The organism is Niallia sp. Sow4_A1 (genome assembly GCF_052116745.1).
Lineage (GTDB): Bacteria > Bacillota > Bacilli > Bacillales > Cytobacillaceae > Niallia > Niallia hominis.
In genome coordinates, this window is record NZ_JBQKKM010000017.1 from 1 (window position 1) to 14,159 (window position 14,159).

The following is a 14,159-nucleotide window of genomic DNA, read 5'->3' on the forward strand; positions in this document are numbered from 1 at the left end:
GTTCTTTTGGTAGTTGATTGTTTTGGCTATTTTGGTCTATCATATAGGGAGCACCTCTTCTGTATGGTAGTGTTTTCTCGACAATTACACTATACCAAAGAATGAGGTGTTTTTTCATTTTATTAAACACTGTCAAGCAACATATTTAATAGACCATAGACGCAATACAACTAACGATTTGCACTTATTTTTTTGGTGCGAAAGTTGAGTTAATAATAATTTTTGATTTTTCTCCCAGAAGCTAGAAGTGTGAAAAGTAGTTTCAACTTCTTCCATATAGTTTATTATATTTAATACAAGTCTCTCTTTGGCAGATAAACTTCCATTTTTGTTCTTTTTAAACGGAGTTACTTTTAATTCCACTCTTAATTCTTCAAAATCGGGTCTAGCATCGGAATTAATTTTATAACCAAAGAAACTTTCTTCGATAACTTGACCTAAACTACCTTTTGATTTACGATTAGACAATCTATTATAAATATCTATTTGATCAAATGTTTTACCTTCGGCTTCTTTGGCTTTACTTAGTAATTCAGATTCGGTTTTGTATAACATAATATCTCCTTAGAATATTTATTTTAGATATACAAACAGAGCGTTTGTTCTTAAAGTGTGATAAAATGAAAATAGTATTGTTTTAGTTTTAAGAAATTAACAACAACATACATTAATGTAATTTCTTCCTATATATTACTATATTTTTGGTATATTTTATACCGAAAGGATGTTCGATAAATGATTAAGGCTTTAGAGTTGTTTGCAGGCGTAGGCGGTTTTCGATTAGGTCTAGAAGCAACGAAGAATTTTGAAATAGTATGGGGGAATCAATGGGAGCCATCAAAAAAGGTTCAAGATGCCTTTAATTGTTATCAAAGACAATTTATGGACCAAGGAATACACTCCAATAAAGATATAGCAACTGTTGATGAGTATAGTTTAAAATACTTAAATGCCCAACTACTAGTAGGAGGATTTCCTTGTCAAGACTATTCTGTTGCAAGAAGTTTATCTGGTGAACAAGGTATTCAAGGGAAAAAAGGCGTTTTATTTTGGGAAATAGTTCGCTTCCTTAAAGAATTAAGACCAAAGTATGTTTTGCTTGAAAATGTTGATCGATTATTAAAATCTCCATCTAAACAGCGTGGAAGAGATTTTTCTATAATGTTAGCAAGTTTTCGAGATTTAAACTATTCTGTAGAATGGAGAGTTATTAATGCTGCAGAGTATGGACAGGCACAACGAAGACGGAGAGTATTCATTTTTGCTATTAGAAACGATACTGAATATATTAAAGATAGAGAAAAAATTACTGATGCAGAAATATTGCATAAAGAAGGTTTTTTTGCTAAACCGTTTCCTATTAAAGTGGAATCGTCGTCTAAGCATGCTGCCCAATTAAGAGAATTACCAGAAGATATACTTGAAGTATCAGATGAATTCTCGATGAAATATTTAAATGCTGGGATTATGAGAAATGGTATTGTTTATACAGAAGAAACTTTGGCCCAAGAGGAAAAGTCAAAGACATTAGGAGAAATACTTGAATCTAATGTTGACGAAAAATATTATTTGAAAGAAGCAGCAATAGAAAAGTTTAAATACTTAAAAGGTCCTAAAAAGATTGAAAGAACTGCTGCAAGTGGCCATAAATATATATTTTCCGAAGGGGGTATGGCTTTTCCAGACCCCTTAGATAAACCAGGCCGTACCATGTTGACTAGTGAAGGAACAGTGAATAGAAGTAGTCATGTAGTTGAAGATCCTACTACAAAGAGATTACGAATACTAACGCCAGTTGAGTGCGAAAGACTGAATGGTTTCCCAGATAATTGGACAGAAGGTATGTCTGAGCGAATGCGATATTTTTGTATGGGAAATGCTTTAGTGGTGGGACTCATTGAGAGAATGGGAAAACGAATTTCTGAAATTAATAGTACAGAACCAGATACGGAAATTAAATTTAAAGAAATGGAACAATTGAGTTTCTTTAATTAAAAGTGTATTAGAAATAATGGACTGCTAAGTTTTAAAGCTTGGCAGTCTTTTTTATGTAATCTTATTGAGTATCTCTAGTGAAATGTAGTCTGCAGAAAGTGTAATCAAATTATGGATTAATATTAATCATAGGAACATACTACTCCTAGATAGCTTGGATGATTTGATGAACAGACAGTTGTACAATGTGTAAAGAGATTTTTAGTTTTCCTTTAGAGGGCTAGTAGGATTAACTTCTGCTAACTCAATTGTCCGACATTTTCTTTCTTTGCTTAAAAGCAAAGAAGAAATATACTACTACTGCAAACAGTTGTGGTATATTAATACAAACGGGTTGCTTGGAGCCCAAACAGTATCTCTAGCTTGATTTGAAGGGCAAGACATCGGTCTTGTTGTCCGCTGTAAATTCCAAAGGTTGCAAGACCTTACAAGCCCGTGACATCAGTCGTGGGTTGTTGACTCGCGCATATGTCCTGCCTCCCTAGAAGTCATTGCGCCATCTCCTGCTTTTACATCTTTTTGAATTTCTTGTTTTACTTTTTGTGCATCCGTTCCTGCAAAATCTGGTTTCATAATGGAATTTAAGTTCTCTTTATTTTGGGTCATACTTTTCCCTCCTTTCTTTAACTATTATTATTTCTAAAACGGCGGATATTATGTTAAAGAAAAGAGGAGAAAAAGTTGATTTTCAGACGGATAAACAACGAAGCTTCAGGTCAAAGATGTCTAATTGCTAGGATAATATGACATAGCAGAGGAGTCTCTTTCGGTTTAGTCATAAGTGTAAAGAGCTGTCCTACCGTCATTAATGGACGGTTGGACAGCTCTTATTTTTCCTCCAAAATAGTAATCAAACTCAAAACTCTCCCCATATCAGGATTATACACAGACTCCTCTATAACCGTTTCATTCATCTTACTGTCTATAAACCAGTAGGATGCTGGGACTTCATTTCGTCTTACTTCTATTTGTGTACTAGGTTTATGAAAAAAGCTTGCGGCAATGCTATTAGTATGTAATTTAGATACTAGCGCTCGATTTCCTTGGAATCTTTTCATAATATTTGAGCCATCTGATTGGACTACTGCATATTTTTCTGGTGCAAAATCAACTAATCTATTTAAAAACATGAATAACGTAACGTGATATTTTTCTGCAAAGTGCTGAACGGTCTCTATATTTACAACTTTGTTTGTGAACTCCATAGTTAAATGATTTGTTGGAATAAGAAGGGTGGAGGCAAACTGATGTGCTTCCATTTCTTCGATTTCTTGTGTTAGGAGAGAGGATACTCCAAATTGCTGATTTTTATCTTGGTTATTCCTATATTTTCTGGAAAAGTATTTATTTTTTAGGTGCCATGGCAAAACATGATGTGCAATAAGTGTGGCTAATGTAAATCTAGCTCTGTGCTCGTGTTTCTTTCTTCGAGCTAATAAAATAATGGGAAATTCACTTTGTATATAAATTCCTTCTGCTTCCTCTAAATCATCTTCCAAAACTTTTATTCCTAACTCATTTGCTAATTTATATAAATCAATGGGTAACGGTTCTTCTACTTTTTCTGTTAAAATGGCTTCCGCATATTCTTTTGGTGTTTCATATAGTATATCCATTTTAATTTTTCTACCAGTTGCTAAAAAAGCTGCATACTCAACTAATTTTTCTTTATCTTGTGGTGATAAGGAGTTAACGATATTTAGGAACAAACGATCAGATAAATTAATCGAATGCTGTGCTTTTACTTGATCTACACCTGAAATTAAATATTCTGTCGTTACTTTTAGAGCAAATGCTAGTTTTTGAATAATCTCAAAGGAAGGCCTTCTTGCACCAGATTCATATTGGCTAATAGCAGGTGGCTTTAATCCAATTTGATTCGCCAATTCAGCTTGAGATAAATGTAATTCTTTTCTTCTATTTTTGATTCTTTCATTTATAGAATTGGGCATATCCTATCCCCTTTATAGCATTTAGTTTACCGATATAATAACATATTATGAAAAATATTGACAGCGATATTTACTAGTGTTATCATTTTGTTTGCAAAGTGTTATTGGTTTTTATTGGTATAATTAGTATCGTTAAATTGGAGGAGGAACTAGAATGAGTTTTGAAAATTATAGGAGTGAGTTGTGTAAAACACCACTTAAAGAAACGTATGAAAAAAGAGATTTAATGTCTGAGAGATTTTTGTACGCTAAGGATGAAAAGGTAGAAGTATATTGGGCCCCTTTCGATTATATTAACAAAAGCGCTAAAGTAGTTATATTAGGAATTACTCCTGGATGGACGCAAATGGAGTTGGCTTATAATTATGTGCTCCATCATATGGACAAAGAGGATGAGGAGCAAGTACAGTATCATGCAAAATACGATGCTAGTTTTGGTGGAGCAATGAGGAAGAACCTCATTGAAATGCTTGATGGAATAGAACTACATAAACATTTAGGCATTGATAGTTGTGAACAATTATTTAATGTGAAGAGTTCCTTGTTACATACATCTTCTGTGTTAAGATACCCTGTGTTTATTAATGGAGAGAATTATAGTGGAAGTCAACCAAAATTAATGGGACATCCGATTTTTACTAGAATGATAGATGAACTGTTAATCCCTGAACTTAACAGTTTAAAAGATGCTGTTATTATTCCTACTGGAAAAGCAGTTTCTGATTTACTTCAATACTTAGTAGAAGAAGGTAAGATTGAAAATAAAACAATTTTGTTTAATTTTCCTCATCCTTCAGGAGCAAACGGACATCGTAAAAGTCATTACGCAACCTACCAGCATCTCTTTAAGGAGCAATTAGCAAATGCTGCACAAAAAGGTCACTTTACAGAAACAACTTCTGCAATCAGTCCTACCAAAGAGCAAATGGATGAATTGATTCAACAGTTAAAGATTATCGGAGCCGAACTGAAAAGAGGAAATGATCTAAAAGAAAAGGAAGCTTATTGTCAAAGACGTTTAGAAACTCTTGCAGATGAAATTCAACCATATGATCATCGAGTTGCACAAGTTATTGAACAGCTGTTGAAATAAAACATGTAAGGAAGGTCATAATGAAAAATAAATTCGCTATAATAATCTTCGTTAGTTTAGTTGTTGTGGGAACAGGGGTTTACTTTTTTTCTAGTAATGATACAGACTTTGAAGTAAAGTCAGAGCCAGAAAAAAGGATGACAGTAAATAGTGAGAAAGATGATAAGAGTGAAGAAATCCATAATAATGATTCCACTACTTCCACTGATCCAGAAGCGGATTTGGAGCTTATTTCTGAGTTTCCTAACAATATGACAGAATTAGAAATCCAAGATGCTATTCATAAGATGAGCCATACAAAAGTTTATGCGGATGAAAAATGGGGTTCTATAGAACCAACTCAAGGAAGAATTGCTCGCTTATTGGAAGTAATAAAAGAAAACACTGATGTTTATGAGAATAGCAGGTTATACCTATCTATTTTAGAAAGATGGCAGGAAAATGATTTTAGCAATGCGGTTGAGGATCATAATGACATTTGGAATCTCCAGGATGGAACAATTGGAAAAGCAACAAGATTGCTTACAGAAGAAGAAATGGAATAAGAATTTCTATATAGAGTTCAGGAATAGCAGAAGGACATCCTGACTCTTTTTTTGTAATAAGGAGGGAGGGGAATTTTTTATAGAAATAGAATAGACGATTTAAAAAAGGAAGAACTTAAAATAATAGGTTAATCTAAAACCCAAAATCAGGACAACATATAAAATATGTCCACCATTTGGGTTTTAATTTAGAGAATTAAAGGTAAGAAAAAGACATAAACAAAATGGCGATGATAAATAGGATAAATAGTAGCATGAATATTATTGCTAATACGAGTAAAATCCATCCTAAAATTTTTCGATCTGTTCTAATCAAGTAAATAGAAAGTGTAATGATTCCAAACAGAAAGCCCATGATTCCCCATAGAACAGGGTTTTTGCCTTGTTTTTTTGAATCTATAACTAAATAAACTGTTATTAAAATGTTTATTACCCAAAATAAAGAAAACTCCATAAAAATATCTCCTCCTTTTCCTTCATTATATTGTATTCTAAAAGTTTTTCATACATGCTCATGTTAAGTAAGGAAGCTTCATTCCTAATCTATGATTCTTTCATTTATTAAATTGTTTCTGCGTAAGATTTCCTATGGTTTATAAGTGATAAAATATGTCTATTTTTCATAGAGGGAGTAAAGGTTTTCTAAGTTAATGATAGCTATGTATTGCGAAAATGTTATTAAATGTATATACTTATTTTATAATGAACTATACTTTTTATACGTGGTTTTATACAGTATCTAAATGTGTAGTGATGAAAAAAGGATGTTAGCTAAGAATATATATCTATAATAGGAGTATTATTTCTAAGAATTTAAGGAGTTGAGCGAAGTGATTCATCAATCAATGAAAGCGTTCCCAAATAATTTTCTTTGGGGTGCTGCATCTGCAGCGTATCAAGTAGAAGGTGCATGGAATGAGGATGGCAAAGGAGTTTCAAATTGGGATAAATTTGTTAGGATTCCGGGAAAAACATTTAAAGGAACAAATGGAGATGTTGCAGTAGATCATTATCATCGTTATAAAGAAGATGTGCAGCTGATGGCTGAAATGGGAATGAAGGCTTATCGATTTTCCGTTGCTTGGACTCGTATTTTTCCAGAAGGAAGAGGAGAAGTAAATCAAGCGGGAATTGATTTCTATAATAATTTAATTAATGAGTTAATCAAGTATAATATTGAGCCAGTTCTTACTCTTTATCATTGGGATCTTCCACAAGTTCTTCAAGATGAATATGCAGGGTGGGAATCTCGCCAGATTATTGAGGATTTTACGAATTATAGTATCGAATTATTTAAACAGTTTGGAGACCGAGTGAAATATTGGGTTAGTTTAAATGAGCAAAATATTTTCACTGGCTTAGGCTACCGAATGGCTGTACATCCACCTGGAGTAACAGATGAAAAGAGATTCTATCAAGTAAATCACCATGCGAACTTAGCGAACGCTAGTGTTATCAAAGCATTCCGCAAATACGTTCCAAATGGAAAAATTGGTCCTAGCTTTGCTTATTCTCCTGCATATGCTTTAACTTCAAAACCAGAAGATATTATTGCAGCAGAGAATGCGGAGGAATTGAATAGCCATTGGTGGATGGATATTTATGCTTGGGGAAGATATCCAGAAGCTGCATGGAACTATTTAGAGGCAAATGGATTAACTCCTGAGGTGGAAGAAGGGGATTTTGAATTATTAAGAGAAGGTACTCCTGATTTCATGGGACTTAACTATTATCAAACAACGACCTTTGAGAAAAATCCGTTAGAAGGCGGAGTAGGTAGTGCTGAAATGAACACTTCTGGGAAAAAAGGTACTTCTCAGGATTCCGGAATACCTGGTGTGTATAAAACAGTCGAGAATCCAAATCTAGAAAGAACAGATTGGGATTGGAATATTGATCCACAAGGATTACGGATAGCGCTTCGAAGAATTACAAATCGCTATCATCTACCTATTCTCATTAGTGAAAATGGTTTAGGGGCCTTTGATAAGCTGGAAGAAGGCAATATCGTCAATGATGATTACCGCATTGATTTTATCCGCGCTCACATTAACGCGATGCAAGAAGCCATTACAGATGGAGTAGACTTAATGGGATATTGTGTTTGGTCGTTTACTGATCTTCTAAGCTGGTTGAACGGATTCCAAAAACGATATGGTTTCGTTTATATCAATCAGCATGAAGAAGGAACGCATGACCTTCGCCGTATCAAGAAGAAAAGCTTTTATTGGTATAAAGAAGTAATCGAATCGAATGGGGAAATTAGATAAAAAGGAGCAGCCTCGCCTGTGCTTTATGCACGGTGAGGCTGCTTTTTTCAGCTTTAAAATTCTTTGATTGCTTTTAATAGCAATTTCCGTAGATTATTGCCAAGTGAACAAAATCACTTTATTCAAAGAAAAAGGAATTTAATGGGAACATCCTTTATATCGTTCTGTTTTGGTGTGAATATAGATACATAAATATGCACTTCTTATATATGAATCTATCGTTAAAAGTAGTAAAGAAAAGAGAAGTTCATGAAATCGTCAATTTTAAAGTCTTTTTTTTTTGGAAAAGTAGATATAATGGAACCATAAAAGATGTATAAAAAATACTTCTTTTGGTCATTTTGCATTATTTGTTTAGCGAAAGAAGATAATGAATGCAAATGCAACGATAGACAATAATATAGTTCTTCAAATCATTACGGAATAATATATTTGCGTAATGTTATTCTTGAAATAAATTGTGATTCATTTCACAAATAATCCGTCTTACTAGTAGAATCTTGGAGGGACAAAAATGAAAAAGAAATTAGTGATGATTGGAAACGGAATGGCAGGAGTTCGGACAGTTGAAGAAATACTGAAGAGAAATGCTAGTCTTTTTGAAATAACGATTATTGGGGATGAACCTTATCCAAATTATAATCGGATAATGCTATCAAATGTTCTACAGGGAAAAACAACAGTTAGTGAGATCAATATTAATGATTGGAATTGGTATCAAGAAAATCATATTAATCTATTAACAGGGGAAAAAGCAATAAAGATTAATAGAGCAGAAAAGAATGTGATCACAGATAAAGGGAAAACGATTGAATATGATGAACTTATCCTTGCAACAGGATCTAGTGCCTTTATTTTACCGATACCTGGAAGTGATTTAGAAGGAGTAATTGGTTTCAGAACGATTGATGATACAGAAAAAATGATGGAAACAGCAAAGCATTATAAAAAAGCAATTGTTATCGGTGGGGGATTATTAGGGCTTGAAGCAGCGAGAGGATTGATTGACCGTGGAATGGAAGTTCATGTAGTTCACTTATTGCCTACCTTAATGGAGCAACAGCTAGATGCAGCAGCAGCTAATCTTCTTCGAAAAGATTTAGAAGCACAAGGTATGAAATTTTTGATGGAAAAGCAAACAGCGGAGATAGTAGGAGAAAATCGTGTTAAGGGGTTAAAGTTTACAGATGGCACTAGTGTTGAATGTGATCTTGTAGTGATGGCGGTTGGAATTCGACCTAATGTAGCAATTGCACGTGAAGCAGGATTAGATGTAAATCGTGCCGTCATTGTTAATGATTATATGGTAACTTCGGATCCATCTATCTTTGCAGTAGGGGAATGTGCAGAACATAATGGAATTGCTTATGGGTTAGTTGCTCCACTTTATGAACAAGGAATTGCCCTTGCAGATTGTATTACAGGCAGAGAAAGTAAAGGATACCAAGGGTCAATTCTTTCTACTCAATTAAAAGTGGCAGGATGTGACTTATTCTCTGGTGGGAAAATCCATGAAGATGAAAATACAGAAGCTATTATTGTCCATGATCAGTTTGCTAAAGTTTATAAAAAGATTTTAGTAACAGATAACAAAATTGTTGGGATTGTTTTATACGGGGATGCTTCCGATGGAAATCGATTATTTAATATGTTGAAAAAACAAGCAGATATAAGCGAATATACAAGTTCTTCTGTTTTAAGCAAGAGCGGGCAGGATGATGAACTTGATATGGTAGCAAGTATGAGTGCGGATGATACAGTTTGTGGATGTAATGGGGTGACAAAGGGCGCGATTGTTCATTCTATTTTAGAGCAAGGATTGTCTACTTTTGAAGAAGTGAAAGGTTGCACTAAAGCTGGGGCCTCTTGTGGAAAATGTAAACCACTAGTTGAAGGCATTTTGGCACATACACTTGGGGACAGTTTTGATGCTTCTATTCAAAAAACAGGAATGTGTAGCTGTACGACACTTACTCGTGATGAAGTAGTAGCACAGATAAAAGAAAAGCAACTTAGATCTCCGAAAGAAGTACGAATGGTGCTTGATTTTGCAAGTGAGGAAGGATGTTCTAAATGTCGTCCAGCATTAAATTACTATATGCGTATGCTGTTTCCAGAGGAGTATGAGGATGATAAAGCTTCCAGATTTGTAAATGAAAAAATGGAAGGGAATATTCAAAAAGATGGTACATTCTCGATCATTCCTCGTATGTATGGTGGAACAACTACTGCAGAGGATTTAGTGAAAATAGGTGAGGTAGCGAAAAAATATAATGTACCATTAGTAAAAATTACAGGTGCAAGCCGTATTGGACTTTATGGAGTGAAGAAAGAGGATGTACCGCATGTTTGGGAAGATCTAGGAATGCGTTCTGGTTATGCCTATTCTAAATCCCTTCGTAATGTAAAATCATGTGTTGGTTCTAGATTTTGCCGCTTTGGCACACAAGATTCATTAGGCCTCGGTATTAAATTAGAACAAGAACTCGAAATGGTCGATACTCCTCATAAAATGAAGATGGGCGTTACAGGCTGTCCGAGAAACTGTGCAGAAGTTCTTACAAAAGACTTTGGTGTTATTTGTGTAGAAAATGGCTATCAGCTATATATCGGTGGAAATGGTGGAACAGAAGTCCGTGAATGTGATAGCTTAACAACGGTGAAAACAGAAGAAGAAGTAATTACGATGGCAAAGGCTTATGTTCAGTATTATCGAGAAAATGCTAATTATGGAGAAAGAACGGCTCCATGGGTAGAACGTATGGGTATTGAAACAGTGAAAGAAACACTGTTAAATGCAAGGAATATGAAACAGTTTGTAAGCAGATTTGAAAAAGCAAAAACAACATACGAAGAAGCTTGGTCTGCTGTTCTAAACGATGAAACGAAGAGAGAAATGTATGAAGTGATAAAAGGATAATGCAGAGAACAAAAATGGAGGGTATACATGATGACTGCAGCTTTAGAGTGGAAGAAGATTATGAAACTAGCTGATTTACCTAAGCAGATTGGTAAAGAAGTTCATTTAAAAGGAAAATCAATAGCGTTATTTCAACTTTCCAATGGAGAAGTTCGAGCAATTGCTAATAGCTGTCCGAATCAAAATGGACCATTAGCAGAGGGCATAGTGTCAGGAGAGTATGTTTTCTGCCCTCTCGATGATTGGAAAATTTCCTTAGTTACAGGGGAAGTTCAAAAGCCGGATGATGGCTGTGTAGAGGTTTATGAAACACAAATAAAAGATGACTATATTTATATAATGGTGTAAGAGATGAATACGAACAAAGGGTATGTAGCATTTGTCGGAGCAGGACCTGGAGATATTGGATTATTTACTAAAAAGGGGATAGAGTGTTTACAAAAAGCAGAAGTTGTCTTGTATGATCGCCTAGCAAATCCGCGCTTATTACGTTTTACAAGTAAGGATTGTACGTTTATCTATTGTGGAAAACTACCAAACAATCATATTATGCGTCAAGAAAAGATTAATGAAACGTTAATAGCAGAGGCGTTAAAAGGAAAATATATTGTCCGGTTAAAAGGGGGAGATCCTTCTGTTTTTGGAAGAGTAGGAGAAGAAGCAGAAGCGCTAGCAAAATACGATATTCCCTTTGAAATAGTACCTGGTGTAACCTCAAGCATTGCAGCTAGTGCTTATGCAGGCATTCCAGTAACCCACCGAGATTATAGTACAAGTTTTACGATTCGAACAGGTCATGCTTGTAAGAAAAATGAAGCTTCCGTTCATCATGAACCAAAGCAATCGGAAGCAATAGGTGATACGCTTGCTTATTATATGGGAGTGAAGGGCTTACCGGGGATTTGTGAAAATTTAATAGCTCAAGGTAAGGCAAGTGATACAAAAGTAGCTGTTATTGAGTGGGCAACATTAGGAAAGCAGCGAGTAGTTGAGGGTACCTTAACTACAATTGTCGAAAAGGTAAAGGAAGCAAAACTTGGAAATCCTGCTCTAACTATTATTGGAGATGTTGTTCAGTTAAGATCATCGATAGCCTGGTTTGAGAAGAAATCTTTTTATCAAAAGAAGCTCTTAATTGCAAAAAGCACTTCAGAGGAAAGTATGCTGGAAAGATATTTTACAAAAAATGGCGCTGAAGCTTATTCGTTCCCTACGTTAAATTCAATTCCTCATTCATACTCGGATGAGGAATTACAGCTGATAGTAAACGCAGATAGATTAATTTTTGCATCTGTAGAAGGTGTTGGCTATGTGTTATCCCAACTGTTTGATGCAGGTTATGATTTACGTGATCTTCCTAGACAAATCGAACACCTATCTGAAAAAACACGGAAGGAATTAGAAAAAAGGGGGGTACGCAGTATAAAATCATCCTATGACAAAAAAAGCGCCATTTTTATTGGGGAGGAAAAGGGAATAGAAAAACAAGCGTTCTCTGATAATCTCCTTGCATTCCCTAGTCATTTTATTCAAATAGATGAACGTTTTCATGAAGTTAATGAGCGCTTATTGACAGAAGATCAGTGGGAAACGGTTATATTTCCAAATAAGCGATCTGTTGACTTATTTTTGCAAGAATGGCCAACCTTTAGTGAAAAGAATCCAACAGAACTTCTATTTGCTACAATTGGCGAATCAGTGAAAGATTATGCGTTTATGCGGGGATTTAGTCAGATAGATGAGCAGGTTCAACAAGAACTAGATAAACAGGATTGGAAGAGTGAGTGCTAATGGATGCAGTAGTATATATTGGTCATGGAAGCAGAATCGTAGAAGGAAATAATCAATTCATAGCGTTTATAGAAGAAGTAAAAAAAGAAGTAAACATACCGATGCAAGAAATTGCTTTTTTAGAACTGGCTTCACCAACTATTTATGAAACGATGGAAAAAGTGATTCTTGCTGGTGCTAGAGAGATTTTAGTGGTACCTGTTCTACTATTTACGGCAGCCCATTTTAAAAAAGATATTCCAGAGGAATTGGAAACTGTGAAAAAAAAATTCCCAAAAGTGCATTTTAATGTTTCAAACCCCTTTGATTTGCATCCAAAAATGCTTGATTTAGTCTTAAAAAGAATAGAAGAAAAACGAGTAGAAAACGATGGGGTAATTCTATTGGTGGGCAGAGGTAGTAGTGATCCAGAACCAATTCGGAAACTGAAGGAATTGAGTAAGGGAATCCGTCAAAAATTAGGAGGCCCTGTATATACAGCTTTTTTAACAGCAGGAAAGCCAGCGTTTGTTGAGGAATTGGAAAAGCTTCAATTAAAGGATAACAGGATTTATGTCGTTCCGTACTTACTTTTTACTGGAAGGTTATTAAAAAGAATGGAGAATAAAATGGAAAACAGCGGCAAAGTTATTCTTTGTAATCCATTAAAGTACGATTCCTTTATGAAGGAAGTTTTGATAGAAAGAATGGAAGAACAATTAATGAGTCTCATAAGGTAAGTATGTTTAAAATTTTCTGTAGAGGAGTATCATGATGAAAGAGGTTATTAATTCATTTAGTAACACGGCATTAACGAAGATTAACGCCTTACATGTAAGTAGAAAGAAGTATTTAATAGGTGCTATGCTAGCTGGATTTTTCGTGGGGCTAGGAATTATTCTTATTTTTACAATTGGTGGTTTGCTTAGCGTAACTGGATTTGCAGGGACGAAAATTATAATGGGTGTCTCATTTGGGATTGCCTTGAGTTTAGTAATTATGGCGGGGGCAGATTTATTTACTGGGAATAATATGGTAATGGCAATCGGCATGTTAGAGAATAAAGTAACTTGGAAAGATACTGGAAAAGTATGGGGATATAGTTATATCGGTAACTTTATTGGTTCTATTCTCGTAGCGTTATTATTTAGTTACTCTGGTTTAGCGGTTGGAGGAGTAGCAGATTTCATCACAAACGGAGCAGCAGCAAAAATGAATGCTCCATTTATGGAATTACTGATTCGTGGGATTCTTTGTAATATTTTAGTTTGTTTAGCTGTTTGGTGTTCCGTGAAATTAAAGGATGAAACAGCAAAATTAATTATGATTTTTTGGTGTCTCTTTGCTTTTATTACATCGGGCTTTGAACATAGTGTTGCAAATATGACATTATTATCTATTGCATTAATTATTCCTCATCCTGAGACAGTTACCATTGGCGGAATGTTTGCTAATTTACTGCCAGTAACAATTGGGAATATAATTGGAGGTGCTGTATTTGTAGGAGCAGCATATTGGTATCATATTTCAGAGAAGACGCAAGCTGTTGTTAAATCATTTAAAAAAGAAGCTTAATTTGTAGTTGCTTATGTGAATTACATCACAAAAAATCTA

At 34.7% G+C, this 14,159-nt stretch carries 13 protein-coding genes; 9 read left to right on the forward strand and 4 right to left on the reverse strand.

Annotation, left to right across the window (positions count from 1 at the left end; translation table 11 throughout):
- Positions 1–132: 132 nt before the first annotated feature.
- A complete protein-coding gene (locus ACTQ5K_RS11150; RefSeq protein WP_441993909.1) occupies positions 133–555 on the reverse strand; it encodes a MutH/Sau3AI family endonuclease in 423 nt (140 codons plus the stop codon).
- 180 nt (positions 556–735) lie between these two features.
- Here ACTQ5K_RS11150 and dcm point away from each other — a divergent pair, with 180 nt between their 5' ends.
- Positions 736–1,995 (forward strand): DNA (cytosine-5-)-methyltransferase, encoded by a 1,260-nt coding sequence (dcm, locus tag ACTQ5K_RS11155; protein ID WP_031537992.1) that lies wholly within the window; start codon positions 736–738, stop codon positions 1,993–1,995.
- 441 nt (positions 1,996–2,436) lie between these two features.
- Here dcm and ACTQ5K_RS11160 read toward each other — a convergent pair whose 3' ends face one another.
- Positions 2,437–2,601 carry a hypothetical protein gene (locus ACTQ5K_RS11160; protein WP_192840971.1) on the reverse strand — a complete coding sequence of 55 codons (165 nt, stop codon included), beginning with the start codon at positions 2,599–2,601 and terminating at the stop codon, positions 2,437–2,439.
- A 221-nt stretch (positions 2,602–2,822) separates the two neighbouring features.
- Positions 2,823–3,947 (reverse strand): helix-turn-helix domain-containing protein, encoded by a 1,125-nt coding sequence (locus ACTQ5K_RS11165; protein ID WP_051640970.1) that lies wholly within the window; start codon positions 3,945–3,947, stop codon positions 2,823–2,825.
- 154 nt (positions 3,948–4,101) lie between these two features.
- Between ACTQ5K_RS11165 and ACTQ5K_RS11170 the strand changes: the two genes are divergently transcribed.
- Positions 4,102–5,040: a uracil-DNA glycosylase family protein gene (locus ACTQ5K_RS11170; RefSeq protein WP_048719212.1), complete on the forward strand. Its 939-nt coding sequence runs from the start codon at positions 4,102–4,104 to the stop codon at positions 5,038–5,040.
- Positions 5,041–5,060: 20 nt separating this feature from the next.
- Positions 5,061–5,585, forward strand: coding sequence for a DUF6241 domain-containing protein (locus ACTQ5K_RS11175; RefSeq protein ID WP_051640969.1), 525 nt, complete (start codon positions 5,061–5,063; stop codon positions 5,583–5,585).
- Between the two features lie 196 nt (positions 5,586–5,781).
- On the opposite strand, the gene ACTQ5K_RS11180 is transcribed toward ACTQ5K_RS11175, so the two are convergent.
- Complete coding sequence (locus ACTQ5K_RS11180; protein WP_031537988.1) at positions 5,782–6,039, reverse strand: hypothetical protein; 258 nt, start codon at positions 6,037–6,039, stop codon at positions 5,782–5,784.
- A gap of 391 nt (positions 6,040–6,430) precedes the next feature.
- On the opposite strand from ACTQ5K_RS11180, the gene ACTQ5K_RS11185 reads away from it, so the two are divergent.
- The 6 genes from ACTQ5K_RS11185 to ACTQ5K_RS11210 all read left to right on the forward strand — a co-directional run bounded on the left by ACTQ5K_RS11185 (position 6,431) and on the right by ACTQ5K_RS11210 (position 14,120).
- On the forward strand, positions 6,431–7,855 hold the full coding sequence (locus ACTQ5K_RS11185; protein WP_435406671.1) for a glycoside hydrolase family 1 protein: 1,425 nt from the start codon (positions 6,431–6,433) through the stop codon (positions 7,853–7,855).
- A 514-nt stretch (positions 7,856–8,369) separates the two neighbouring features.
- Complete coding sequence (gene nirB / locus ACTQ5K_RS11190) at positions 8,370–10,775, forward strand: nitrite reductase large subunit NirB (RefSeq protein WP_031537986.1); 2,406 nt, start codon at positions 8,370–8,372, stop codon at positions 10,773–10,775.
- Between the two features lie 30 nt (positions 10,776–10,805).
- Complete coding sequence (nirD, locus tag ACTQ5K_RS11195) at positions 10,806–11,123, forward strand: nitrite reductase small subunit NirD (protein WP_031537985.1); 318 nt, start codon at positions 10,806–10,808, stop codon at positions 11,121–11,123.
- A gap of 3 nt (positions 11,124–11,126) precedes the next feature.
- Positions 11,127–12,566 carry a uroporphyrinogen-III C-methyltransferase gene (cobA, locus tag ACTQ5K_RS11200; protein ID WP_031537984.1) on the forward strand — a complete coding sequence of 480 codons (1,440 nt, stop codon included), beginning with the start codon at positions 11,127–11,129 and terminating at the stop codon, positions 12,564–12,566.
- Positions 12,566–13,285: a sirohydrochlorin chelatase gene (locus ACTQ5K_RS11205; protein WP_031537983.1), complete on the forward strand. Its 720-nt coding sequence runs from the start codon at positions 12,566–12,568 to the stop codon at positions 13,283–13,285. The genes cobA and ACTQ5K_RS11205 overlap by 1 nt, the downstream gene beginning before the upstream one ends.
- Before the next feature lie 34 nt (positions 13,286–13,319).
- A complete protein-coding gene (locus tag ACTQ5K_RS11210; RefSeq protein WP_109768783.1) occupies positions 13,320–14,120 on the forward strand; it encodes a formate/nitrite transporter family protein in 801 nt (266 codons plus the stop codon).
- The last annotated feature ends 39 nt before the right edge of the window (positions 14,121–14,159 follow it).

What these genes read in the sequence shown, in the direction of transcription:
- ACTQ5K_RS11150 (WP_441993909.1), bottom strand. Translation starts at nt 555, where the DNA reads ATGTTATACAAAACCGAATCTGAATTACTAAGTAAAGCCAAAGAAGCC.
- dcm (WP_031537992.1), top strand. Translation starts at nt 736, where the DNA reads ATGATTAAGGCTTTAGAGTTGTTTGCAGGCGTAGGCGGTTTTCGATTA.
- ACTQ5K_RS11160 (WP_192840971.1), bottom strand. Translation starts at nt 2,601, where the DNA reads ATGACCCAAAATAAAGAGAACTTAAATTCCATTATGAAACCAGATTTT.
- ACTQ5K_RS11165 (WP_051640970.1), bottom strand. Translation starts at nt 3,947, where the DNA reads ATGCCCAATTCTATAAATGAAAGAATCAAAAATAGAAGAAAAGAATTA.
- ACTQ5K_RS11170 (WP_048719212.1), top strand. Translation starts at nt 4,102, where the DNA reads ATGAGTTTTGAAAATTATAGGAGTGAGTTGTGTAAAACACCACTTAAA.
- ACTQ5K_RS11175 (WP_051640969.1), top strand. Translation starts at nt 5,061, where the DNA reads ATGAAAAATAAATTCGCTATAATAATCTTCGTTAGTTTAGTTGTTGTG.
- ACTQ5K_RS11180 (WP_031537988.1), bottom strand. Translation starts at nt 6,039, where the DNA reads ATGGAGTTTTCTTTATTTTGGGTAATAAACATTTTAATAACAGTTTAT.
- ACTQ5K_RS11185 (WP_435406671.1), top strand. Translation starts at nt 6,431, where the DNA reads ATGAAAGCGTTCCCAAATAATTTTCTTTGGGGTGCTGCATCTGCAGCG.
- nirB (WP_031537986.1), top strand. Translation starts at nt 8,370, where the DNA reads ATGAAAAAGAAATTAGTGATGATTGGAAACGGAATGGCAGGAGTTCGG.
- nirD (WP_031537985.1), top strand. Translation starts at nt 10,806, where the DNA reads ATGACTGCAGCTTTAGAGTGGAAGAAGATTATGAAACTAGCTGATTTA.
- cobA (WP_031537984.1), top strand. Translation starts at nt 11,127, where the DNA reads ATGAATACGAACAAAGGGTATGTAGCATTTGTCGGAGCAGGACCTGGA.
- ACTQ5K_RS11205 (WP_031537983.1), top strand. Translation starts at nt 12,566, where the DNA reads ATGGATGCAGTAGTATATATTGGTCATGGAAGCAGAATCGTAGAAGGA.
- ACTQ5K_RS11210 (WP_109768783.1), top strand. Translation starts at nt 13,320, where the DNA reads ATGAAAGAGGTTATTAATTCATTTAGTAACACGGCATTAACGAAGATT.